Here is a 23,092-nt window from a genome sequence, read left to right on the forward strand (position 1 = left end):
ACCGTGCGCACCCGACTCCTTCCGCTGCTCATCGTCCTCATGGCGGGCGTGCTGCTGGCCCTCGGCTTCCCGCTCGCCGCCGGCTTGGCCGCCGTGCAGCAGCAGGGGGTGGTCATGGACCGCATCGACGACACCGCCCGCTTCGCCTCGCTCGCCCAGTACGTCCTGGCCACCCCGTCGCCCGGGCCGGCCGACGCCATGGACGAACGGCTCCTCGCGCTCCACTCGGAGCTCGGCCGCTACGAGGAGCTGTACGGGATCCGGGCCGGGGTCTTCTACCGCACCGGAGCGCCCATGGCCATCGCGCCCTCCAAGTGGGCCCTGCCGCTCGAGGGCGAGGTCCGGAAGGCCTTCCAGGAGGCGCTCGCCGGGCGCCGCAGCAGCGACCCCGGGCAGGTCTGGCCCTGGCGGCACAACAGGCTCACCGTCGCCTCGCCCGTCATCCGCGACGGGGACGTCGTCGCGGTGGTCGTCACCCACTCGCCCACCGGGCGGCTGCGCTCGAGGATCCTGCACGACTGGCTGCTGCTCGGGGCCGGGGAGACGGCGGCGATGCTGGTGGCCGTGGCGGCCGCGTTCCGGCTCACCGGATGGGTGCTCAAGCCCGTGCGCACCCTCGACGCCGCCGCCCACGGCATCGCCACCGGGCGGATGAACTCCCGCGTGGCGGCCGACAACGGCCCGCCGGAACTGCGCCGCCTGGCCCGCTCGTTCAACGAGATGGCCGACAACGTCGAGGAGGTCCTGGAGCAGCAGCGCGCGTTCGTCGCCGACGCCTCGCACCAGCTGCGCAACCCCCTCTCGGCCCTGCTGCTGCGCATCGACCTGATGGCCCTGGACCTCCCCGAGGGCCACGAGGAGATCCTCTCCGTGCGCGCCGAGGGCAAGCGGCTGGCCCGCGTCCTGGACGACCTGCTGGACCTGGCGCTGGCCGAGCACGCCGCGAGCGACACCCAGCTCACCGACATAGCCGAGATCGTCACCGACCGGGTGGGCGCCTGGTCCCCGGTCGCGAGCCGCGAACGGGTCGCCCTGGCCTACAGCGGCCCCTCCGCGGTGACCGGCTGGGCGGACCCGATCGCCCTCTCCAGCGCCCTCGACGCCGTCGTGGACAACGCGCTGAAGTTCACGCCCGCCGGCGCCCGGGTCGACGTCGGCGTCGCGGTCGTCGGCGACCGCGTCCACATCACGGTCGCGGACCACGGCCCCGGCCTGACCGAGGAGGAGCTCACCCGCATCGGCGACCGCTTCTGGCGCAGCGGCCGCCACCAGAACGTCTCCGGTTCGGGCCTCGGCCTGTCCATATCCCGCGCCCTCCTGGCGGCGGGCGACGCCACGCTCACCTACGCGCCGAACGAGCCGAAGGGGCTGCGGGCGACGATCGCGGTGCCGCGCCACGGCCAGGGCCACTGAAGGGGTCCGCCCCGTGACGGGGGACACGTTTCAGGGCTTGACCGAGACGTAATAGCGACGGGCCCCCTCGTGCAGCTGCAGCGGGTCCGTGAAGATCGCCGTGCGGAGGTCCACCTTCTGCGCGGCGTGCACCTTGGTGCCGATGCGGTCACGGCTCTTTATGACCGTGCGCGTGATGTTCTCGGTGAGCTCGGGGTCGGTCTCGTCCGTCGTGACGAGCAGATTGGCCACCGCGATCGTCTTCACGGCGTCCGTCGTGGCACCGAACTCCGGATAGGCGTCCGCCGGCATCATCGCCGCCCGGTAGAAGCGCGTCTGCCGCCCCTGCGCGAGCAGCGGCCCGATGAGGTCGCCGAGCTGGACCAGCCGCAGCGGCACCCGCTCGCCGAGGGTCTGGATCGCGTTGGTCGGCAGGCCCCCGGACCAGAAGAACGCGTCCAGCTCGCCCTTCTCCAGCAGCCCCGGCATCCGGTCGATGCCGACCCGCACCGCGGTGATGTCCCGGTCGAAGTCCAGACCGGCCGCCTTCAGCAGCCGCCGGGTGATCAGCTGCACCCCCGACGCGTCCGCGCCCACCCCCACCCGCATGCCCCTGAGGTTCCGCGTGGACCGCACCGGCGAGTCCTTGCGCACCACGAGCTGCATGTAGTCGTCGTACAGCCGGGCGCAGGCCCGCAGCCGCTCCGCGCCCGGCTGCCGCTCGTCGCCGTAGGTGCCCACCGCGTCGGCGGTGGCCAGGGTGAAGTCGGCCCTGCCGCTCGTGAGCTGCCGCAGGTTGTCGACCGAGCCCTCGCTGTTCCGCAGGCGCACCTCCAGGGCCGGCAGGTCCCGCGCCAGGTCCTCCTTCAGGAGATCGCCGTACTTGGCGTAGACGCCGGTGGGCACGCCCGTCGCCACCGAGATCCGGCCGCTCGGCGTGGGGGCCGCGTCCGGCGGCAGCAGCCACCACATCAGCAGCGCGAGCACGGCAGCGGCCACCACGCCCGTCTGGACGGCGCGGCGCCTGCCCGGGAGTGCGAGTCGTGGGGCCATGCGCGGATACTGCCAGGCCGTCCCCCCGCGATCCAGGCTTCGGGAGGAGCTTCGCCGGGCACCGCCTACCCTTGTTCCATGACCAGCAGCGACCGGAGCCAGGTAGTGGACGTTAAGGGAACATACGAGGTACGCACTTACGGGTGCCAGATGAACGTCCACGACTCCGAGAGGCTCTCCGGCCTGCTGGAGGACGCGGGCTACGTCCGCGCCCCCGAGGGCACAGCCGAGGGCGACGCGGACGTCGTCGTCTTCAACACCTGCGCGGTGCGCGAGAACGCCGACAACAAGCTCTACGGCAACCTCGGCCGGCTCGCCCCGATGAAGACCAAGCGGCCCGGCATGCAGATCGCCGTCGGCGGCTGTCTCGCCCAGAAGGACCGCGAGACCATCGTCAAGCGCGCCCCCTGGGTCGACGTCGTCTTCGGCACGCACAACATCGGCAAGCTGCCCGTGCTGCTCGAGCGCGCCCGCGTCCAGGAGGAGGCGCAGGTCGAGATCGCCGAGTCGCTCGAGGCGTTCCCCTCGACGCTGCCCACGCGCCGCGAGAGCGCGTACGCCGCCTGGGTCTCCATCTCCGTCGGCTGCAACAACACCTGTACGTTCTGCATCGTCCCCGCGCTGCGCGGCAAGGAGGAGGACCGCCGTCCCGGCGACATCCTCGCCGAGGTCGAGGCGCTCGTCGCCGAGGGCGTCAGCGAGATCACCCTGCTCGGCCAGAACGTCAACGCGTACGGTTCGGACCTCGGCGACCGCGAGGCGTTCTCCAAGCTGCTGCGCGCCTGCGGCGAGATCGAGGGCCTGGAGCGGGTCCGCTTCACCTCCCCGCACCCGCGCGACTTCACCGACGACGTCATCGCCGCCATGGCCGAGACCCCGAACGTGATGCACCAGCTGCACATGCCGCTGCAGTCCGGCTCGGACACCGTGCTGAAGGCGATGCGCCGCTCGTACCGCCAGGAGCGCTTCCTCGGCATCATCGAGAAGGTCCGCGCCGCCATGCCGGACGCCGCGATCTCCACCGACATCATCGTGGGCTTCCCCGGCGAGACCGAGGAGGACTTCGAGCAGACCATGCACGTGGTCCGCGAGGCGCGCTTCGCGAACGCCTTCACGTTCCAGTACTCCAAGCGCCCCGGCACCCCAGCCGCGACCATGGAGGGCCAGATCCCCAAGGAGGTCGTGCAGGCTCGCTACGAGCGTCTGGTGGCCCTCCAGGAGGAGATCTCCTGGGACGAGAACAAGAAGCAGGTCGGCCGCACCCTGGAGGTCATGGTCGCCGAGGGCGAGGGCCGCAAGGACGACGCCACGCACCGCCTCTCCGGCCGCGCGCCCGACAACCGCCTCGTGCACTTCACCAAGCCCGACGAGCCGGTCCGCCCGGGCGACGTGGTGACCGTCGAGATCACCTACGCCGCCCCGCACCACCTGCTCGCCGAGGGCCCCTCCAAGGCCGTGCGCCGCACGCGCGCGGGCGACGCGTGGGAGAAGCGCACCGCTGCTGCCGCCGCCGAGCCGGCCGGCGTGATGCTGGGCATCCCGACCGTCGGCGCGCCCGCGCCGACGCCGGCCCCCGCCACCTCGGGCTGCGGCTTCACCGGCTGATTCCGCGCGCCGCCCCGGGTCCGCGCCGACGGCGGGCCCGGGGTGGGGCGTATCGTTCCGGCATGCTCGTCGCCGCTGCCGTATGCCCCTGCCCGCCGCTGCTCGTCCCGGAGGTGGCCGCCGGGGCCGCCCCCGAACTGGACGCCCTGCGGGCCGCCTGCCTCGACGCCGTGGCCGTGCTGGCGGCCGCCCGGCCGGACCGCCTCGTCGTCGTCGGCCCCGCCGCGACCGAGGGCCGCGGAACGTACCGGGAGGGTGCCGCCGGGTCCTTCCGGAGCCTGGGCGTCGACCTCGACGTGCGGCTGGGACGGGACGGCGAGGCGGGCGAGCCGGAGGACGACCGGCAGCTGCCGCAGTCCCTGGCCGTGGCCGCCTGGCTGCTGGAGCGCACCCGCTGGGCGACGGCGCCCGTGGAGGGTCTGGGCGTCGGCGAGCGACTGGAGACCGAGCGCTGCCTGGGCGCGGGCCGCGAACTGGCGGACGGGGCCGGGCGCGTCGCGCTGCTGGCGATGGGCGACGGCAGCGCCTGCCGGACCGTGAAGGCGCCCGGCTACCTGGACGAGCGGGCCGAACCCTTCGACGCGGAGGTGGCGCGGGCCCTGGGGGCCGCCGACACGGCCGCGCTGGCCGCGCTGGAGGCGGAGCCGGCGCACGAGCTCAAGGCCGCGGGACGGGCGTCCTGGCAGGTCCTGGCGGGCGCGGCGGAGGGCGCCGGGCTGAGCGGTCAGCTGCTCTACGACGACGCGCCGTACGGCGTCGGGTACTTCGTGGCGAGCTGGTCCTAGCGGTCCGGGGCGGGGCCCCGGCACGGCGACGGCCGCGGAGCGCGCTCCACGGCCGGCCGCCGACGAGGTGTGCGGAAGATCAGGGCCGGGAGTCCGTACCGCCGCCCTTGCCGTCCTTCTCGGCGAGGTGCCCGAGGGCGTCCTTGGCCTTGCTCGTGCCGGTCCGGATCTGGCTGTGGTACTTGCCCTTGGTCTTCTCGTCGACCACCTGTGCGGCCTTTTCCAGCCCGCGTTCGATCCTGGCCTCGTGCTGCTGCGCGAGATCGCCGACCTTGCCCTTCAGCGGACCGAGCCTGGCCTTGAGATCGTTCAACAGCCCCATGGTGATCGCCCCTCGTCTTTCCTTGCCAAACCTACTTGCGGGCGCCCTCACCGGCCTCGCTGTCGGCCGCCTTCTCCGCGGACTGCTGCTTGGGGATCTCCACTCCCTCGGCCGCCTCGTCCGCGGCGTCCTCGGCCTTGGCCTCGGCCGCCTCCTCGGGCTTCTCCTCCGCCGTCTCGGCGACGTCGGTGGATTCCGCCGTCCGAGTGGCAGTCGCGGCCTCTTCCGTTGACGCCGGCGACTTCTTGCGGAGAAGCCTTGCAAACACGCCCATATCTACTCCATTACCTTACTGGTGTGAGCGAAATCCCGTGTCGCCCGGGGCGTCCCATGGCGCCGCCGGCGAACACCGGTCCGCGAACCGGCTCTCGGAACCTCGCAACAGGCAACGAACCCGTCGGCGTCGCGTCACGTCGCTCGTTCGTGGGGCGGTCGTGAGGTTTGGGACACTGATCGGGTGAGAAACGCAGCCCCCGCACCCCGGGTCATCGCCGTCGTCGGTCCCACGGCGGCCGGCAAGTCCGATCTCGGCGTCGCCCTCGCCCAGCACCTGGGCGGAGAGGTCGTCAACGCCGACTCCATGCAGCTCTACCGCGGCATGGACATCGGCACCGCCAAGCTGACCCTGGAGGAGCGGCAGGGCGTGCCGCACCACCTGCTCGACATCTGGGACGTCACCGAGGCCGCCAGCGTCGCCGAGTACCAGCGGCTGGCCCGGATGGAGATCGACCGACTGCTCGCCGAGGGCCGCACCCCGGTGCTCGTCGGGGGCTCCGGCCTGTACATCAAGGGCGCCATCGACGCCATGGAGTTCCCCGGCACCGACCCGGCCGTCCGGGCCCGGCTGGAGGCCGAGCTCGAGGAGCTCGGCCCGGGCGCCCTGCACGCCCGCCTCGCCGGGGCCGACCCCGAGGCCGCCCGCGCCATCCTGCCGGGCAACGGCCGGCGCATCGTGCGGGCCCTGGAGGTCATCGAGCTCACCGGACGGCCCTTCACGGCGAACCTGCCCGGCGAGACGCCCGTCTACGACGCCCTGCAGATCGGCGTCGACGTCGAGCGGCCCGAGCTGGACGAGCGGATCACCGTGCGGGTGGACCGCATGTGGGAGGCGGGGCTCGTGGACGAGGTGCGCGCGCTGGAGCGCGAGGGCCTGCGCGAGGGGCGCACGGCATCGCGCGCCCTCGGCTACCAGCAGGTGCTCGACTTCCTCGCGGGGGAGTGCACGGAGGAGGCAGCGCGGGCCGAGACCGTACGCGCCACCAAGCGCTTCGCGCGCCGTCAGGACTCGTGGTTCCGGCGGGATTCGCGCGTCCACTGGCTCAGCGGCGCGGCCGACCGGCGCACGGAACTCCCCGGGGAAGCGCTGGCGTTGGTCGAACGGGCGATTACAGCCTGATCACGTGATGGCATCGGGACGCTCCGCGCGCCGTGCAGGCCTCGTCCGACGTGCCATCATCAAGGCTCGATCGAGCCGTGAAGTGCGAGTTGGGAGGGCGCGTGGCGATGGAGGCCGGCCCTCGTGACAGACCGCAGCAGCCGCCGCGCGGGGGGCACCTCCCGCCGGTGGCCGGGGGAGAGCCGGAAACGCTGACTCCGGACGGTCCTGACGACACCGTCGAGCCCGTACCGGAGGCGACGGCGCCCGCGTCGTTCCGCGAGCTGCGGCCGCCGCGCAGGCTGCGCGTCTGGCAGCTCGCGCCCATCGTCGTCCTCGCCGCCGTCGGCTCGCTGATGTTCGCCTTCCCGCTCGCCTTCGAGTTCGGCGACGGCGGCCCCGTGGTGGCCATGCTCGGCCTGCTCATCAGCTGCTGCGCCGCGGGCTGGGGCGTGATGGCGGCCCGCCGCGTCGGCTACACCTGGCCCGGCCTGCCGCCCCGCGGCTCCGGGCGCCGCCCGGACTGGCGCTACGTGGCCTCGTACACCGCCGTGGTCATCGTGGTGGTGGTGCTCGCCGTGTGGCGGGTGGCCCGGCTGCGCTGAGGCTCCGACGGGCCCGGGGAGGCGTTGTCGCAGGTCCCCCGTACCATCGAAGACGTGAGCACCGCGCAGATCGCCTTCCTCAAGGGTCACGGCACCGAGAACGACTTCGTGATCATCCCTGACTACGACGGCCGGATCGAGCTGTCCCCCGCCGACGTCGCCCGGCTGTGCGACCGACGGGCCGGGATCGGCGCCGACGGCGTGCTGAGGGTCGTGCGCTCGGCCGCCCACCCCGAGGCGCGGGCCATGGCCGACGAGGCCGAGTGGTTCATGGACTACCGCAACAGCGACGGCAGCGTCGCCGAGATGTGCGGCAACGGCACCCGCGTCTTCGCGCGCTACCTCCAGCGGGCGGGCCTCGCCGGGGAGGGCGACGTCGCGATCGCCACCCGCGCCGGAATCCGCGGCATCCACATCGCCAAGGCCGGCCCCGACGGCGAGCCGGGCGACGTCACGACCATCATGGGCCGGGCCGTGCTCCCCGGGGGCGAGGTCACCGTCACCGTCGACGGCCGCACCCGCCCCGCCACCAACGTCAACATGGGCAATCCCCACGCCGTCACCTTCGTCGACGACCTCGCCGACGCCGGGCACCTGCTCACGGCCCCGGCCGTCAGCCCCGCCGCCGCGTACCCGGACGGCACGAACGTCGAGTTCGTCGTCGACCGCGGACCGCGCCACGTCGCCCTGCGGGTCCACGAGCGCGGCTCCGGCGAGACCCGTTCCTGCGGGACGGGCGCCTGCGCGGTGATGGTCGCGACGGCCCGCCGGGACGGTGCCGACCCGGCCGTCCTCGGCCACCCGGTGACGTACACCGTGGACGTGCCCGGCGGCCGTCTCGTGATCAGCGAGAGTCCGGACGGCACGGTCGAGATGACCGGCCCCGCCGTGATCGTCGCGGAAGGCGTGCTGGACGCCTCCTGGTTCGGCCGGGCCACCGCCTGACGCGTTTTCCGGCTCCCGGCCTTCCGGTTCCGGCCCGGCCTCGGGCCGGGTCCGGCGCGCTTGCGGAAGAGGTGCCGCCCTTTCCGGGGACGGGCTCCCTCGAATGGGTGATCCGGTTCACTCTGGGCGAGAGCGGGTGAGCGGTGCGTGATGGGCTCGGTAGCATCAAGCACCGGTCTGGAGGCGTGAGCCGACCGCCGGTCGACGCTGCCGGAGGTGCCCATGAGCGCAGAGGCCACGAACGAAGGTGCTCCCGGCCGCAAGCGCGGCCGCCGCATCGACCTGAGACGGCTCGGACGGGCGGCGCTCAGCGGATCGGGCGCCCGCGGCCGGCTCCCTGATGCCATCGACCACGTCGCCAAGGTCCATCGGAGCCACCATCCCGGCGCGGACCTCGGCATCCTGGGCCGCGCCTACGCCCTGGCCGAGTCCTCCCACCGGGGCCAGACGCGCAAGAGCGGCGAGCCGTACATCACCCATCCGCTGGCCGTCACCCTGATCCTCGCCGAACTGGGCGCCGAGACCACCACCTTGACCGCGTCCCTGCTCCACGACACCGTCGAGGACACCGAGGTGACGCTCGATCAGGTGGGGGAGCAGTTCGGCGCGGAGGTGCGCTTCCTGGTCGACGGGGTCACCAAGCTGGAGAAGGTCGACTACGGGGCCGCCGCGGAGCCCGAGACCTTCCGCAAGATGCTCGTGGCCACCGGCAACGACGTCCGCGTGATGTCCATCAAACTCGCCGACCGGCTGCACAACATGCGCACCCTCGGGGTGATGCGCCCCGAGAAGCAGGCCCGCATCGCCAAGGTCACCCGCGACGTGCTGATCCCGCTCGCCGAACGGCTGGGCGTGCAGGCGCTGAAGACCGAGCTGGAGGACCTGGTCTTTGCCGTCCTCCACCCCGACGAGTACGCCCGCACCCGCGACCTCGTCCTCGCCCACGCCGGCCGCCCCGACCCCCTGCAGGCCACGGCCGCGCGCGTACGGGCCGTCCTGCGCGAGGCCGGCATCGCCGCCGAAGTCCTCGTCAGGCGCCGTCACTTCGTCTCGGTGCACCGGGTGCTCCTCAAACGCGGCCGGCCGACCGGGGCCGACCTCGGGCGGCTGCTCGTGCTCGTCGCGGAGGACGCCGACTGCTACGCCGTCCTGGGCGAGCTGCACACCTGCTTCACGCCGTTCATCTCGGAGTTCAAGGACTTCATCGCCGTCCCCAAGTTCAACCTCTACCAGTCGCTGCACACCGCCGTCGCCGGCGAGGACGGCCACGCGGCCGAAGTGCTCATCCGCACCCACCAGATGCACCGGGTCGCCGAGGCGGGCGTCATCGCCCTGGGCAACCCCTACGCCGCCCCCGAGGCCCCCGACGCGGCCGACGGCGAGCGCGCCGACCCCACCCGGCCCGGCTGGCTGTCCCGGCTGCTGGAGTGGCAGCGGGCCGCCCCCGACCCCGACACCTTCTGGACCTCCCTGCGCGACGACCTCGCCCAGGACCGGGAGGTCACCGTCTTCCGGGCCGACGGCGGAACGATCGGCCTCCCGGCGGGCTCCAGCTGCGTCGACGCGGCGTACGCGCAGTACGGCGACGGCGCCCACCACTGCATCGGCGCCCGCGTCAACGGCCGGCTGGCCACCCTCAGCACGGTGCTGCGGGACGGCGACACGCTGCACCTGCTGATGTCCCCCGACACCGCCTCGGGGCCCTCTCCCGACTGGCTCGAGCACGCCCGTACGCCCGCGGCCCGCATCGCCATCGACAGCTGGCTGGCCGCCCATCCCGCCCCCGAGCCCACCGCCCCGGCGCCCGCCGCGCCCCCGGCCCCCGTGCCGCCCCGGCCCGCCCGGCGCTCCGGCGCGCCCGCCGCCCGCGGGCCGGTCGCCGTCGTCGCCGAGGGCGAGGCGCCGCCGGGCGGGAGCGTGCGCCTGGCGGGCTGCTGCACGCCCGTGCCGCCGGACGAGATCACCGGCTTCACGGTGCGCGGCGGGGCGGTGACCGTGCACCGGGCGCAGTGTCCCGTCGTCGGCCGGATGGTCACCTCCGGCCGGCAGCCCGTGCGGGTGCGCTGGAGCAGCCCGGACGTCGCCGGAACGGGCGACTACAGGGTCACCCTGCGCGCCGAATCGTTCAGCAGGCCGCATCTCCTCGCCGACCTCACCGAAGTGATCGCCGCTGAGGGCGCCGCCGTCATCTCCGCCGCGGTCGAGCCGCCGCACGAGCAGCGCGTCCGGCACACCTACACCCTCCAGTTGCCGGACGCGGCGCTCCTGCCGGAGCTGATGCGGGCCATGCGGCGCGTGCCGGGCGTCTACGACGTCGAGCGGGCCGGCCGGGCGGTGGCCGCGGCGCCCCTGTAGACGCGGACGGGACGGCCGCGCGCGGACCGAGCAGACGGAGCAGTCCCCTGCCCGCAGAGTGCTGATACGACACTCGTACCACCATGCGAGACGCTCGTACGGGTGGGACCGCGCCGCGCCGCCGCTCGTGGACCGCCGGGCGCTGGTAGCGGTGGACGCATGCCGTACTCACCCGGGGGCCGCTCCCCTCAGCGCCGTCAGTCCCTGCGCCGCCGTGCCGTCCTGGTCGCGGCCGCGGCCACCCTGGTCCTCGGAGCCGCCGCGCCGCCCGGCCCGGCCGCCGTGGGAATCGGCGACCGGCTCTTCCCGCACCTGGGCAATCCCGGCTTCGACATCGCCTCCTACGACATCTCCTTCACCTACCGCGCCAACAACCAGCCGCTCGACGCGGTGACCAGAATCGTCGCCCGCGCCACCTCCCGGCTGGAGCGCTTCAACCTGGACTTCACCCACGGCACGGTCGGCAAGGTCGAGGTCAACGGCGTCGCCGCCCAGTACGCGGCCGCCGGGGAGGACCTGGTCGTCACCCCGGCCCAGGCGCTGGCCTCCGGCGGGTCCTTCACGGTCACCGTCCACCACACCAGCGACCCGCGCGGCGAGGGCGAGGGCGGCTGGGTGCCCACCGCGGACGGCCTCGTCATGGCCAACCAGGCCGACGCCGGCCACCGCGTCTTCCCCGGCAACGACCATCCCTCGGACAAGGCCCTGTTCACCTTCCGCGTCACCGCGCCCAAGGAACTGACGGTCGTTGCCAACGGACGGCCCGCCGGCCGCAGCACCGAAGGGGCGGACACCACCTGGGTCTACCGCACGCTCCACCCCATGGCCACCGAGCTCGCCCAGGTGGCCATCGGCCGCTCCGCCGTGCCCCAGCGCTCCGGCCCGCACGGGCTGCAGCTGCGCGACGTGGTCCCGGCGGAGGACCAGAAGGAGCTCGACACCTGGACGGCGAAGACCCCCTCCCACATCTCCTGGATGGAGGGAAAGGTCGGGCAGTACCCCTTCGAGAACTACGGCGTGCTCATCGCCGGCGCCTCCACCGGATTCGAGCTCGAGACCCAGACCCTCTCGCTCTTCGAGCGGGACCTGTTCGTCAAGCCGGGCTTCCCCGCCTGGTACATCGAGTCGGTCATGGTCCACGAGCTGGCCCACCAGTGGTTCGGCGACAGCGTCAGCCCGCGCCAGTGGTCCGACCTCTGGCTCAACGAAGGCCACGCCACCTGGTACGAGGCGCTGTACGCGGACGAGAAGGCGGGCCGCAGGCTCCAGGACCGCATGCGCGCCGCCTACGGCCTCTCCGACCAGTGGCGCGCCGACGGCGGACCGCCCGCCGCCCCCAAGGAGGCGGTCCCCGGCAAGAAGATCAGCATCTTCCGCCCGATCGTCTACGACGGCAGCGCGCTCGTGCTCTACGCGCTGCGCCAGCGGATCGGGGCGGCCGCCTTCGACCGCCTGGAGCGCACGTGGGTCGCCCGCCACCGCGACTCCGTCGCCACCACTGCGGACTTCGTCGCGCTGGCCTCCGAGGTGTCCGGCCGCGACCAGTCGGGCTTCCTGAAGCCCTGGCTGTACGGACAGAAGACCCCGCCCATGCCCGGCCACCCCGACTGGAAGGCGGCAGCCCGGAAACCCGCGTGACGGCCCGGCGGGGGCGTGGGACCATCGACGGGTCGGCGAGGCCGCCGGCCCCGGGAATCTCCGGGGCCCTCCGGGCGTTGCCGACCATGAGAGCCCTCGACGCGAGGGCGCCAGGTACCGACGACGTAAAGGATCAAATGACCTCCTCTTCTTCCCTTCCCCAGGACCGGCAGGACCGGCAGAGCCTCCCGGAGAGCCTTCGGGCCGACGCCCTGATGGAAGAGGACGTCGCCTGGAGCCACGAGATCGACGGAGAGCGCGACGGCGAGCAGTACGACCGCTCCGAGCGCGCGGCGCTGCGCCGCGTGGCGGGACTGTCCACCGAGCTCGAGGACGTCACCGAGGTCGAGTACCGGCAGCTGCGCCTGGAGCGCGTGGTGCTGGTCGGCGTCTGGACGTCCGGAACGGTCCAGGACGCCGAGAACTCCCTCGCCGAGCTGGCCGCGCTCGCGGAGACCGCGGGCGCCCTCGTCCTCGACGGTGTCGTCCAGCGGCGCGACAAGCCGGACCCGGCCACGTACATCGGCTCGGGCAAGGCGCAGGAGCTGCGGGACATCGTCCTGGAGACCGGCGCCGACACCGTCGTCTGCGACGGTGAGCTCAGCCCCGGCCAGCTGATCCACCTCGAGGACGTCGTCAAGGTCAAGGTGGTCGACCGGACCGCCCTGATCCTCGACATCTTCGCCCAGCACGCCAAGTCCCGCGAGGGCAAGGCCCAGGTCTCGCTGGCCCAGATGCAGTACATGCTGCCGAGGCTGCGCGGCTGGGGTCAGTCGCTGTCCCGGCAGATGGGTGGTGGTGGCTCCGGTTCGTCCGGCGGCGGCATGGCCACCCGTGGTCCCGGTGAGACCAAGATCGAGACGGACCGGCGGCGGATCCGCGAGAAGATGGCGAAGATGCGCCGGGAAATCGCGGAGATGAAGACCGGCCGCGACATCAAGCGCCAGGAGCGCCGGCGGAACAAGATCCCGTCCGTCGCCATCGCCGGGTACACCAACGCCGGCAAGTCCTCGCTGCTCAACCGCCTCACCGGCGCGGGCGTGCTGGTGGAGAACGCCCTGTTCGCCACCCTCGACCCGACCGTGCGCCGGGCCGAGACGCCGTCCGGCCGGCTCTACACCCTCGCCGACACCGTCGGGTTCGTCCGGCACCTGCCGCACCACCTGGTCGAGGCGTTCCGCTCCACCATGGAGGAGGTCGGCGACTCCGACCTGATCCTCCACGTGGTCGACGGCTCGCACCCGGCTCCGGAGGAGCAGCTGGCCGCCGTCCGCGAGGTGATCCGCGACGTGGGCGCCCTGGACGTGCCCGAGATCGTCGTGATCAACAAGGCGGACGCCGCCGACCCGCTCGTCCTGCAGCGGCTGCTGCGCATCGAGAAGCACTCCATCGCGGTCTCGGCGCGCACCGGCCAGGGCATGGAGGAGCTGCTCAAGCTGATCGACGCCGAGCTGCCGCGGCCCGCCGTGGAGCTCGAGGCCCTCGTGCCGTACACCCACGGCTCCCTGGTCGCGCGGGCCTACGCCGACGGCGAGGTGATCTCCGAGGAGCACACCCCGGAGGGCACGCTGATCAAGGTCCGGGTGCACGAGGAGCTCGCCGCCGAGCTCCAGCGGTACGTACCCGCCGCGCGTTCCTGACCGGCCGCGCACAAGCAAGCGGAAGGCCCGCCCCGACGACCGTCGAGGCGGGCCTTCCGCTTGTGCGTATTCGGGTGCGCGCCTAGCGCTTGTTCGCGAACTTCTGGCTGAGCGCGTCGTAGACGCCCTTCGCCTCCGTGCCCAGGCGCGGGCCGGCCAGCCAGGTGCTGTTGGACGGGCCGATCGAGGTGTTGGAGACCAGCACCGCCTTGCCGTCGGGGCCGGGCGCGAACCAGCCGCCGCCGGAGGAACCGCCGGTCATCGTGCAGCCGATGCGGTACATGGTCGGCTGCGACGGCTCGATCGTCAGGCGGCCCGGCTTGTCGATGCAGTCGTACATCTTCTGGCCGTCGAAGGGCCGCGCGGCCGGGTAGCCCCAGGCGCCCATGCTGCGGATGGACTTCACCTGCGGGGTGCTGAAGTCGACGGTCAGGGCGTTGCCCACCGTCTCCTCCAGGGACTTGCCGTTGCCGCCCTCGGACTTCACGTGCAGCACGGCGAAGTCGTACGGGGCGCCCGCGCCACCGGTCTCGGCACCCTGGGAGATCCACTGGCCGGACGTCTGCGCCCAGTCCGCCCACCACACGCCGTACGGCGCGATGTCCGTCACCGGCGCGCTGTTGACCTGCGCGGCCGGCAGGCCCTTGTCGTTGTACGACGGCACGAAGGCGATGTTGCGGTACCAGCCGCCCTTCTTGCCGGCGTGCACGCAGTGGCCCGCGGTCCAGACCATGTTGGACTTACCGGGGTGCGCCGGGTCCTTGACGACCGTCGCCGAGCAGACCATGTGGCCCTCGGGGCTGTCGAAGAACACCTTGCCCACCGGCGCGGCGTTGTTGTGGTACGGCAGATTGACGGCCTTGGCCTGCACCGGGCGCGGCTCGGGGTCGGTGACGCCCTGGTCGCTCGAGCCGCTGCCGGGCACCGAGCCGGGGGCGCCCTGGGTGGCGAGCGTCTTGTCGCTGGAGCGCGCGTCCTTCATCGTGTCGGGCTTCCAGTGGCCCTCGATGATGGGGTTGATGAAGTCGCGGGCCTCACGCACCCACTGTTCCTTGTCCCAGTTCTTCCAGGCCCCGTCCTTCCACTTCTTCTTCCACTTCTCCAGGTCCTGGCTCGGGATTCCCTTCGGCAGGCTGGGGAGCTCGTCGCCCTTCTGGCTCGCGGCGGCGCTGGGCTTGGTGTCGCCGCCCGAGGCCTTGTCGTCGGACGGACCGCACGCGGTGGCGGTCAGCGCCAACGCGGCGGTCAGGGCGGCGGCGGCCAGGGCCGGCCGGCGTGTCGATGGCATGGAGTGGACTCCCCCTGTGATCTGTACCTGTTGCGGACGAATGCCCGCTCTGCGTGCGGAATGTTGTGAACTTGTCATGCACCGCCCCGGCGAGGGGCAGGGCCACACTATGCCGGTGCCGGGGGAGACGGACGAGGGCGGGTCCGCGGTTCCGCTGTGAAGGATCTTGTGTTCCGGCCGTGATCCGCAGCTCCCGGCGTCGTTGGTACGTACGGGGGACACACGACCGTCGTTCAGCGGCAGGAGGAGGCAACCGAGCCGTGGCCCTGACTCAACTACCGTCGCCCGTACCGCCCACGGGCGCTCCGGCCGGCCACGAGGGCATCCTTCGACGGCAGTCGGCGCGCGAATCGGCGGCGCGCACGTACGCCCGCTCGCTGCCCATCGTGCCGGTCCGCGCGCGCGGACTGACGATCGAAGGGGCCGACGGCCGCCGGTACCTCGACTGCCTCTCCGGCGCCGGAACGCTCGCCCTCGGCCACAACCACCCCGTGGTGCTCGAGGCCATCCGCTCCGTCCTGGACTCCGGCGCCCCGCTGCACGTTCTGGACCTCGCCACCCCGGTGAAGGACGACTTCACCAGCGAGCTGTTCGCCACCCTGCCACGCGGACTGGCCGAGTCCGCCCGCATCCAGTTCTGCGGACCGGCCGGCACCGACGCGGTGGAGGCCGCGCTCAAGCTCGTACGCACCGCCACCGGCCGGGAGGGACTGCTGGCCTTCACCGGCGCCTACCACGGCATGACGTCCGGCGCCCTGGCCGTCTCCGGCGGAGCGCCGAACGTACGCGTGACCAGACTGCCGTTTCCACAGGACTACCGCTGCCCCTTCGCGACCGGGGGCGAGGCCGGCGAGGGCCTGGCGGCCCGCTGGACGGAGAGCCTGCTGGACGACCCCAACAGCGGAGTCCCGGCACCGGCCGGAATGATCGTCGAACCCGTGCAGGGCGAGGGCGGCGTGCTGCCGGCGCCCGACGGCTGGCTGCGCCGCATGCGCGAGATCACCGCCGCCCGCGGCATCCCGCTGATCGCCGACGAGGTGCAGACGGGCGTCGGCCGGACCGGCGCCTTCTGGGCCGTCGAACACAGCGGGATCGTCCCCGATGTGATGGTCCTGTCCAAGGCCATCGGCGGCAGTCTCCCCCTCGCCGTCATCGTCTACCGCGACGAGCTCGACGCCTGGCGGCCCGGCGACCACGCCGGCACCTTCCGGGGCAACCAGCTGGCCATGGCGGCGGGCACGGCCACCCTGAAGTACGTCCGGGAGAACGCCCTGGCCGAACGGGCCGCCGCGCTCGGCGAGCGCATGCTGGACCGGTTGCGCCCCCTGACCGCGGAACACGACTGCGTGGCCGAGGTGCGCGGCCGCGGGCTGATGCTCGGCGTCGAAATCGTCGACCCCGAGGGCCCGGCGCAGGACACGTACGGATCCGGGTCCGCCGGGTCCGTGGCCGCCGAGGCCGCCGGGTCCGGGTGCGGTGCGCCCGACTCCGGCGCCGGCCCCCGGACCGAGCCGCTGCCCGCCGCGCCCGCGCTGGCCGCCGCCGTGCAGCAGGAGTGCCTGAGCCGCGGGCTGATCGTCGAGCTGGGCGGCCGGCACGCGTCCGTGGTCCGTCTGCTGCCGCCGCTGACCATCACCGACGAACAGGCGGAGGCCGTCCTCGACCGCCTCGCCGAAGCCATCGCCGCGGCCTCGCGCACCGGCCGCCGGATCCCCACCCCCCGAACGCCGAAGGAGGCAGGCGCCGCGACCCCGGCCGGAACGCCGTCCACCCGCGCGCCGCACACCGCATGAACGCGTCCCGCCCCACCGATGCGTCCCCGGCCGGCCAGGGACTGTCCTCCGCGGTGCCCCGGCCGGGCGGCCACCGCGGCGACCCACCGGAGCCGGGCCCGCACACCCCCGCCGACCCGCTGGACCACTCGGACCCGCGCGTGGCCGCCGACGCGGCCGCCGTGGAGAACCTGCTGCGCTGCTGGGTGCGCGAGAACGACATCCCCCGCCCCCACGGCGACATCCTCTACCTCCCGCTCAACGCGTCCGGGATCCCGCTGAGCGTGCCGGTGCGCTACTGGTCCCGCACCGGCTGGCACCGCTTCGGTCAGGTCACCCTCACGGGCGGCCCCGACGACGCCCCGGCCTTCGACGCCGTCACCCTGGCCGCCCTGCTCGGCCGCGAGGCCGCCCACCGCGCCGCGCAGGCCGGGCACGCCCCCGCCGACGGCGGCGCCGAACTCGTCGCCCGGGTCGCCGACTCGGCCCGCCGCACGGCCGTCTTCCTCGCGGACCGGCGCGAGCGGCCCGCCGACCCCGACGACGGGAACCTCTTCCTCCACGGCGAACAGTCCCTCCTCCTCGGGCACCCCCTGCACCCCACGCCCAAGAGCCGCGAAGGCCTCTCCGACGCCGAAGCGACCGGCTACTCACCCGAGTCACGGGGCCGCTTCCCGCTGCACTGGCTGGCCGTCCACCGTTCCGTACTGGCCGCCGACTCCGCCTGGACCGAACGCGGCCGCGCGGTCGACGCGCCCACCCTCGCCGCCCGCATCGCCGGACCGGGGCTGGAACTCACGCTTCCGGACGGCACCGTCGCCCTGCCCATGCACCCCTGGCAGGCCCGCGACATCCGTCACCGCCCCGACGCTGCCCGCCTGTTCGACGCCGGACTGCTGCAGGACCTCGGCGCCCACGGCGAACCCTGGTACCCCACCTCCTCCCTGCGCACCGCGCACCGGCCCGGCGCACCCGCCATGCTCAAGTTCTCCCTCGGCCTGCGCATCACCAACTCGCGCCGGGAGAACCTCCGCAAGGAGCTGTGGCGCGGCGTCGAGGTGCACCGGCTGCTGCGCAGCGGTCTCGCCGAGCGCTGGCGGGCGGCCTGCCCCGGCGGCCTCGGCTTCGACATCGTCCGCGACCCCGCCTGGCTTGCCGTCGACACCCCCGACGGCGCCCCGCTTCCCGGGGTCGACGTCGTCATCCGCCACAACCCCTTCGGGCCCGGCGACGACGCCGTGTGCGTCGCCGGACTCACCTCGCCCCGGCCCTGGCCCGGCACCGCGACCGCCGCCGGGCAGCCCGCCATGAGCTCGCGCCTCGCCCGGACGATCGCCCGGCTCGCCCACCGCACGGGCCGGCCGGGGGGAGCCGTTGCCACCGAGTGGTTCCTGCGCTACCTGGACGCGGTCGTCCGCCCCCTGCTGTGGCTCGACGGAGAAGCGGGCATCGCCCTGGAGGCCCACCAGCAGAACACCCTCGTCCTGCTCGACACCGACGGCTGGCCGGTCGGCGGGCGCTTCCGCGACAACCAGGGCTACTACTTCCGGGAGTCCCACCGCGCCGCGCTCACCCGCCGGCTGCCCGCCATCAGCAAGGAGAGCGACACCTTCGTCCCCGACGACGTCGCCGACGAAAGGTTCTTCTACTACCTCGGCATCAACAACGTCCTCGGGCTCATCGGCGCCTTCGGTGCCCAGCGCCTGGCCGACGAGGAGATCCTGCTGGCCGCCCTGCGCCGTTTCCTCAAGGACTCCCTCTCCGGTCCGTCCCCCACGAGCTCGTCGCTCCCCGGGCACTTCCTCGAGGCGCCGAGCCTGCGCTGCAAGGCCAATCTGCTGACCAGGCTGCGCGGCCTGGACGAACTCGTGGGGCCGGTGGACACGCAGTCCGTCTACGTCACCGTCGCCAACCCGCTCGCGGCATCGGCGGGGTGAGGGCGGATGAGCACCGAGAGGGACGACGGCCGCATCGCCCCCGCCTTCGACCCGTTGACCGACCCGCTGCCGGACGCGCTGACGGGCCGGCTGCCGGACCCGCTGACCGGTCTGCTGCCTGATGCGCCGCGTGACCCGTTCGCCGCGCCGGACCCGTTCGCCGGGCCGGCCGGAGCGGACATCGCGGACACGCTCGAACTGCCCCTGACCGACGGGCTCATCGACTTCCTCGCCTACGAACGCCAGGGCACCCCCGGGCCGCCACCCGGGCCCGACCTCCTCGACGGCGTCGCCGGCTGGGGGGCCGTCGGTACGGAAGCGGGCCCCTTCCGGCTCGTACCGGTCGGCATCGAGCGCGACATCCGGCTGATCGGCCAGTGGATGAACGATCCGGCAGTCGCCGCGTTCTGGGGGCTGTCCGGCCCGGACGGCGTGATCGCCGACCATCTGCGGGTCCAGCTCGACGGGGACGGCCGGAGCGTCCCCTGCCTGGGAGTCCTCGGCGGCATCCCCATGAGCTACTGGGAGGTCTACCGCGCGGACCTCGACCCCATCGCCCGCCACTACCCCTCCCGGCCGCACGACACCGGCATCCACTTCCTCCTGGGCAACGTGGCCGACCGGGGGCGGGGCCTGGGCACACTGCTGCTGCGGACCGTCTCCGACCTCGTGCTGGATCACCGGCCCTCCTGCGGCCGGGTCGTCGGCGAGCCCGATCTGCGCAACACTCCGTCCCTCGCCGCCTTCCTCGGCGCGGGCTTCCGGCTGTCCGGCGAGGTGCAGCTGCCCGACAAGCGCGCCGCCGTGATGATCCGCGATCGTGTCCTGCGCGCGGTGCTCTGACGCGGGGCGTTCCGCCGCCACCCTGACCGGGCGGCGGCGGGCGGCGTTCCCGCCGGTTCGAGGGCTCTGCCGTGTGCCGGGAGGGCCGTCCCGGCACACGATGTCAGTGCCGCCCCGTAGGCTGACAGCGCTATGACTGCCACCTCGCCTACTCTCACCGAACTGCTGCACGCGGCCGTCTCCGCCGTCGGGGGCACCGAGCGGCCCGGCCAGGTCGCGATGGCCGAAGCCGTCTCCGCGGCCATCGACGGCAATTCCCATCTGCTCGTGCAGGCGGGCACCGGCACCGGTAAGTCGCTCGGCTACCTGGTCCCGGCCCTCGCGCACGGTGAGCGCGTGGTCGTCGCCACCGCGACGCTCGCGCTGCAGCGGCAGCTCGTCGAGCGCGATCTGCCACGGACGGTCGACGCGCTGCACCCGCTGCTGCGCCGCCGCCCGGAGTTCGCCATGCTCAAGGGCCGGTCGAACTACCTCTGCCTTCACCGGCTGCACGAGGGCGTGCCGCAGGAAGAGGAGGAGGGGCTGTTCGACCCCTTCGAGGCGGCGGCCCCGTCCAGCAAGCTCGGCAAGGACCTGCTGCGGCTGCGCGACTGGGCGGACGAGACCGAGACCGGCGACCGGGACGATCTCACGCCCGGCGTCTCCGACCGCGCCTGGTCGCAGGTGTCCGTGACCTCCCGGGAGTGCCTGGGCGCCTCCAAGTGCGCGTACGGCGCCGAGTGCTTCGCCGAGGCGGCCCGCGAGCGGGCCAAGCTGGCGGAGGTCGTGGTCACCAACCACGCCCTGCTCGCGATCGACGCGATCGAGGGCGCGCCGGTGCTCCCCGGCCATGAGGTGCTGATCGTCGACGAGGCCCATGAGCTGGTCTCCCGCGTCACCGGCGTCGCCACCGGCGAGCTCACCCCCGGCCAGGTCAACCGCGCGGTGCGGCGGGCCGCCAAGCTGGTGGACGAGAAGGCGGCCGACGCGCTGCAGACCGCGGCCGAGAGCTTCGAGCGGCTGATGGAGCTCGCCCTTCCGGGCCGGCTCGAGGAGATCCCCGAGGACCTGGGCTACTGCCTGATGTCCCTGCGCGACGCCGCCCGCACGGTGATCACGGCGCTGGGCAACACCCGCGACAAGTCGGTCCAGGACGAGGACGCGGTCCGCAAGCAGGCCCTCGCGTCCGTGGAGAACATCCACGCGGTGGCCGAGCGGATCGTGGAGGGCTCCGAGTACGACGTCGTCTGGTACGAGCGGCACGACCGCTTCGGCGCCTCCCTGCGCGTCGCGCCGCTGTCGGTCTCCGGGCTGCTGCGGGAGAAGCTCTTCAACGAGCGGTCCGTGGTGCTCACCTCCGCCACGCTCAAGCTGGGCGGGGACTTCAACGGCGTCGGCGCCTCCCTGGGGCTGGCCCCCGAGGGCGTCGAGGGCGAGGACCTCCCGGAGTGGAAGGGCGTCGACGTCGGCTCGCCCTTCGACTATCCCAAGCAGGGCATCCTCTATGTCGCCAAGCACCTCGCGCAGCCCGGCCGCGAGGGCACCCGCGGGGACATGCTCGACGAGCTGGCGGAGCTGGTGGAGGCCGCCGGCGGACGGACGCTGGGGCTGTTCTCGTCGATGCGGGCCGCGCAGGCGGCCGCCGAGGAGCTGCGCGGACGGCTCGACGTGCCGATCCTGCTGCAGGGCGAGGAGACGCTCGGCGAGCTCATCCGGAACTTCGCGGCCGACCCGCGCACGTGCCTGTTCGGCACCCTCTCGCTCTGGCAGGGGGTCGACGTCCCGGGGCCGAGCTGTCAGCTGGTCGTCATGGACCGGGTGCCGTTCCCGCGCCCGGACGACCCGCTGATGAGCGCCCGCCAGCGGGCCGTGGAGGAGAACGGCGGCAACGGCTTCATGGCCGTCGCCGCGACGCACGCGGCGCTGCTGATGGCTCAGGGCGCGGGCCGGCTCGTACGGGCCTCGGGGGACCGGGGCGTCGTCGCGGTGCTGGACCCCCGCCTGGCCACCGCCCGCTACGGCAGCTTCCTGCGGGCCTCGCTGCCCGACTTCTGGTACACCACCGACCGTAACCAGGCGCGGCGCTCGCTGGCCGCCATCGACGCGGCGGCCAGGGCCGAGGGCCGCTAGAACCCGGCCTCGCCAGGGCCTCACCTGGCGCAGAGAAAAGCCCCGGAACCGGCGCAGTGGTTCCGGGGCCGGTCTTCCGGCGGTGGTCTCACACGCGCCGCAGCACCGCCACGACCTTGCCCAGGATCGTGGCGTCGTCGCCGGGGATCGGCTGGTAGGCCGCGTTGTGCGGGAGCAGCCAGACGTGGCCGTCCTCGCGCTTGAAGCGCTTGACCGTGGCCTCGCCGTCGAGCATGGCGGCCACGATGTCGCCGTTCTCCGCGACCGGCTGGCGGCGCACCGTCACCCAGTCGCCGTCACAGATCGCGGCCTCGATCATGGAGTCGCCGACCACCTTGAGGACGAAGAGCTCTCCGTCACCCACCAGCTGGCGGGGGAGGGGGAAGACGTCCTCGACGGACTCCTCGGCCAGGATCGGGCCACCGGCGGCGATGCGGCCGACCAGGGGAACGTACGAGGCGGCGGGCTTGCCCGAGGTGTCGGTGGGCTGGGTGCTCGGCTGATCGGAGCCGCGTACCTCGTAGGCCCGGGGACGGTGCGGATCCCTGCGGAGGAAGCCTTTCCGTTCGAGGGCCATGAGCTGGTGGGCGACGGACGAGGTGCTGGAGAGCCCCACCGCCTGGCCGATCTCGCGCATGGAAGGTGGGTATCCACGGCGCTGGACGGAGTCCCGGATGACCTCGATCACGCGGCGCTGCCGGTCGGTGAGCCCGGAGCTGTCGGCGCGGATGCCCGGCGGCCGCCCGGGGAGCGATCGGGCCGGCTTCTGCCCCTCGGCGTTCATGGCTGCGTCATTCATCGGGTGTGCCTGGTCGAGTCGGTTCTGGGAGCGGTCCTGGGCGGTGATGGTGGCGCTGTCTGCGGTGGTGGTCACGTCGGCCCCTCTCGAGATGTTCTCCCTAGCTGGACAACGGTAGTTGCTTTCGAAAGGTTGCGCCAAACACACGTTCGAGTGAAATATCGAGGATCGGCTGACGTGATCAAGGGAGAGGGTGTACGAGCGGAGATCAATTCGCCCCATTACGGTAACCTCCGGCACGAAGCCCAGGGGACCGGACCCCGTGTCCGACGGGCCGCTGCCGGAGCGCGCCCGGGCCGGGCGGTAGCCGGACATTAGCCGATTCGGGACCTGCCGGACGGCACCGCGCGGCGTCGCCGCGCCCTGGGTCCAGTGTGTCACCCACGCGTCGTCGGCCCGCCCCCGGGCCCGGCGCGCAGGCACGCCTCCCGCCCCGCCGACACGACACGCGCTGGGCGCCGGTTGGGTGCCTGGCACCAGATCTAGTGCTTTGATGGCGACGGCTACCCACAAGTTGTGGTCGGTGCCCCCTCCTGGTCATCCCCAGTGGTGGCCATCGCCTATGCTGGGGGCTGCCCGGCGAGACCCCTGACGGGGACCGCCGGTGCCGGAGGCGTACGCACCTGTCG

Annotated in this window: 18 protein-coding genes; 13 read left to right on the forward strand and 5 right to left on the reverse strand. The window is 73.2% G+C overall.

Annotated features, from left to right (window positions below):
- Nucleotides 1-3 precede the first annotated feature (3 nt).
- A complete protein-coding gene (locus tag IE295_RS00150; RefSeq protein ID WP_190061321.1) occupies nt 4-1,413 on the forward strand; it encodes a sensor histidine kinase in 1,410 nt (469 codons plus the stop codon).
- Between the two features lie 30 nt (nt 1,414-1,443).
- Here the strand turns inward: IE295_RS00150 and IE295_RS00155 are convergent, their stop codons facing one another.
- The gene (locus IE295_RS00155; protein WP_190061322.1) at nt 1,444-2,445 is read right to left on the reverse strand and encodes a TAXI family TRAP transporter solute-binding subunit; all 1,002 of its coding nucleotides are present in this window, start codon (nt 2,443-2,445) and stop codon (nt 1,444-1,446) included.
- 78 nt (nt 2,446-2,523) lie between these two features.
- Between IE295_RS00155 and miaB the strand changes: the two genes are divergently transcribed.
- Together miaB and IE295_RS00165 are read left to right on the forward strand one after the other, a co-directional pair.
- A complete protein-coding gene (miaB, locus tag IE295_RS00160) occupies nt 2,524-4,050 on the forward strand; it encodes a tRNA (N6-isopentenyl adenosine(37)-C2)-methylthiotransferase MiaB (protein ID WP_190061323.1) in 1,527 nt (508 codons plus the stop codon).
- 62 nt (nt 4,051-4,112) lie between these two features.
- Complete coding sequence (locus tag IE295_RS00165; protein WP_190061324.1) at nt 4,113-4,835, forward strand: class III extradiol dioxygenase subunit B-like domain-containing protein; 723 nt, start codon at nt 4,113-4,115, stop codon at nt 4,833-4,835.
- Nucleotides 4,836-4,914: 79 nt separating this feature from the next.
- Here the strand turns inward: IE295_RS00165 and IE295_RS00170 are convergent, their stop codons facing one another.
- Both IE295_RS00170 and IE295_RS00175 read right to left on the reverse strand, forming a co-directional pair.
- The gene (locus IE295_RS00170) at nt 4,915-5,157 is read right to left on the reverse strand and encodes an antitoxin (RefSeq protein WP_190061325.1); all 243 of its coding nucleotides are present in this window, start codon (nt 5,155-5,157) and stop codon (nt 4,915-4,917) included.
- 31 nt (nt 5,158-5,188) lie between these two features.
- The gene (locus IE295_RS00175; protein ID WP_086566393.1) at nt 5,189-5,431 is read right to left on the reverse strand and encodes a hypothetical protein; all 243 of its coding nucleotides are present in this window, start codon (nt 5,429-5,431) and stop codon (nt 5,189-5,191) included.
- Nucleotides 5,432-5,614: 183 nt separating this feature from the next.
- Between IE295_RS00175 and miaA the strand changes: the two genes are divergently transcribed.
- The 6 genes from miaA to hflX all read left to right on the forward strand — a co-directional run bounded on the left by miaA (nt 5,615) and on the right by hflX (nt 13,715).
- Complete coding sequence (gene miaA / locus IE295_RS00180) at nt 5,615-6,553, forward strand: tRNA (adenosine(37)-N6)-dimethylallyltransferase MiaA (protein ID WP_190061326.1); 939 nt, start codon at nt 5,615-5,617, stop codon at nt 6,551-6,553.
- Between the two features lie 107 nt (nt 6,554-6,660).
- On the forward strand, nt 6,661-7,137 hold the full coding sequence (locus IE295_RS00185) for a hypothetical protein (protein WP_190062331.1): 477 nt from the start codon (nt 6,661-6,663) through the stop codon (nt 7,135-7,137).
- Between the two features lie 54 nt (nt 7,138-7,191).
- Nucleotides 7,192-8,082 (forward strand): diaminopimelate epimerase, encoded by an 891-nt coding sequence (dapF, locus tag IE295_RS00190; protein ID WP_190061327.1) that lies wholly within the window; start codon nt 7,192-7,194, stop codon nt 8,080-8,082.
- 222 nt (nt 8,083-8,304) lie between these two features.
- Nucleotides 8,305-10,437: a RelA/SpoT family protein gene (locus tag IE295_RS00195; protein ID WP_190061328.1), complete on the forward strand. Its 2,133-nt coding sequence runs from the start codon at nt 8,305-8,307 to the stop codon at nt 10,435-10,437.
- Nucleotides 10,438-10,596: 159 nt separating this feature from the next.
- The gene (locus IE295_RS00200) at nt 10,597-12,075 is read left to right on the forward strand and encodes a M1 family metallopeptidase (RefSeq protein ID WP_190061329.1); all 1,479 of its coding nucleotides are present in this window, start codon (nt 10,597-10,599) and stop codon (nt 12,073-12,075) included.
- 137 nt (nt 12,076-12,212) lie between these two features.
- On the forward strand, nt 12,213-13,715 hold the full coding sequence (gene hflX, locus IE295_RS00205; RefSeq protein ID WP_190061330.1) for a GTPase HflX: 1,503 nt from the start codon (nt 12,213-12,215) through the stop codon (nt 13,713-13,715).
- 82 nt (nt 13,716-13,797) lie between these two features.
- Here the strand turns inward: hflX and IE295_RS00210 are convergent, their stop codons facing one another.
- Entirely contained in the window at nt 13,798-15,003 is a 1,206-nt protein-coding gene (locus tag IE295_RS00210; protein WP_190061331.1) for a trypsin-like serine peptidase, read from the reverse strand.
- A gap of 260 nt (nt 15,004-15,263) precedes the next feature.
- Between IE295_RS00210 and IE295_RS00215 the strand changes: the two genes are divergently transcribed.
- The 4 genes from IE295_RS00215 (at nt 15,264) to IE295_RS00230 (ending at nt 21,664) form a co-directional block, all read left to right on the forward strand.
- Nucleotides 15,264-16,796, forward strand: coding sequence for a diaminobutyrate--2-oxoglutarate transaminase family protein (locus tag IE295_RS00215; protein ID WP_190061332.1), 1,533 nt, complete (start codon nt 15,264-15,266; stop codon nt 16,794-16,796).
- Nucleotides 16,793-18,712 carry an IucA/IucC family protein gene (locus tag IE295_RS00220; RefSeq protein ID WP_190061333.1) on the forward strand — a complete coding sequence of 640 codons (1,920 nt, stop codon included), beginning with the start codon at nt 16,793-16,795 and terminating at the stop codon, nt 18,710-18,712. Before IE295_RS00215 ends, IE295_RS00220 begins: the two co-directional genes overlap by 4 nt.
- A 6-nt stretch (nt 18,713-18,718) precedes the next feature.
- Nucleotides 18,719-19,555: a GNAT family N-acetyltransferase gene (locus tag IE295_RS00225; protein ID WP_372478786.1), complete on the forward strand. Its 837-nt coding sequence runs from the start codon at nt 18,719-18,721 to the stop codon at nt 19,553-19,555.
- A 132-nt stretch (nt 19,556-19,687) separates the two neighbouring features.
- Nucleotides 19,688-21,664 carry an ATP-dependent DNA helicase gene (locus IE295_RS00230; protein WP_190061334.1) on the forward strand — a complete coding sequence of 659 codons (1,977 nt, stop codon included), beginning with the start codon at nt 19,688-19,690 and terminating at the stop codon, nt 21,662-21,664.
- Between the two features lie 88 nt (nt 21,665-21,752).
- Here IE295_RS00230 and lexA read toward each other — a convergent pair whose 3' ends face one another.
- A complete protein-coding gene (gene lexA, locus IE295_RS00235) occupies nt 21,753-22,538 on the reverse strand; it encodes a transcriptional repressor LexA (protein WP_086570154.1) in 786 nt (261 codons plus the stop codon).
- Nucleotides 22,539-23,092 lie beyond the last annotated feature (554 nt).

The organism is Streptomyces griseocarneus (assembly GCF_014655595.1).
Classification (GTDB): Bacteria; Actinomycetota; Actinomycetes; order Streptomycetales; family Streptomycetaceae; genus Streptomyces; species Streptomyces griseocarneus.

What these genes read in the sequence shown, in the direction of transcription:
- IE295_RS00230 (WP_190061334.1), top strand. Translation starts at nt 19,688, where the DNA reads ATGACTGCCACCTCGCCTACTCTCACCGAACTGCTGCACGCGGCCGTC.
- IE295_RS00195 (WP_190061328.1), top strand. Translation starts at nt 8,305, where the DNA reads ATGAGCGCAGAGGCCACGAACGAAGGTGCTCCCGGCCGCAAGCGCGGC.
- IE295_RS00155 (WP_190061322.1), bottom strand. Translation starts at nt 2,445, where the DNA reads ATGGCCCCACGACTCGCACTCCCGGGCAGGCGCCGCGCCGTCCAGACG.
- IE295_RS00185 (WP_190062331.1), top strand. Translation starts at nt 6,661, where the DNA reads ATGGAGGCCGGCCCTCGTGACAGACCGCAGCAGCCGCCGCGCGGGGGG.
- IE295_RS00220 (WP_190061333.1), top strand. Translation starts at nt 16,793, where the DNA reads ATGAACGCGTCCCGCCCCACCGATGCGTCCCCGGCCGGCCAGGGACTG.
- hflX (WP_190061330.1), top strand. Translation starts at nt 12,213, where the DNA reads ATGACCTCCTCTTCTTCCCTTCCCCAGGACCGGCAGGACCGGCAGAGC.
- IE295_RS00165 (WP_190061324.1), top strand. Translation starts at nt 4,113, where the DNA reads ATGCTCGTCGCCGCTGCCGTATGCCCCTGCCCGCCGCTGCTCGTCCCG.
- IE295_RS00210 (WP_190061331.1), bottom strand. Translation starts at nt 15,003, where the DNA reads ATGCCATCGACACGCCGGCCGGCCCTGGCCGCCGCCGCCCTGACCGCC.
- miaB (WP_190061323.1), top strand. Translation starts at nt 2,524, where the DNA reads ATGACCAGCAGCGACCGGAGCCAGGTAGTGGACGTTAAGGGAACATAC.
- IE295_RS00175 (WP_086566393.1), bottom strand. Translation starts at nt 5,431, where the DNA reads ATGGGCGTGTTTGCAAGGCTTCTCCGCAAGAAGTCGCCGGCGTCAACG.
- IE295_RS00170 (WP_190061325.1), bottom strand. Translation starts at nt 5,157, where the DNA reads ATGGGGCTGTTGAACGATCTCAAGGCCAGGCTCGGTCCGCTGAAGGGC.
- IE295_RS00200 (WP_190061329.1), top strand. Translation starts at nt 10,597, where the DNA reads ATGCCGTACTCACCCGGGGGCCGCTCCCCTCAGCGCCGTCAGTCCCTG.
- IE295_RS00225 (WP_372478786.1), top strand. Translation starts at nt 18,719, where the DNA reads ATGAGCACCGAGAGGGACGACGGCCGCATCGCCCCCGCCTTCGACCCG.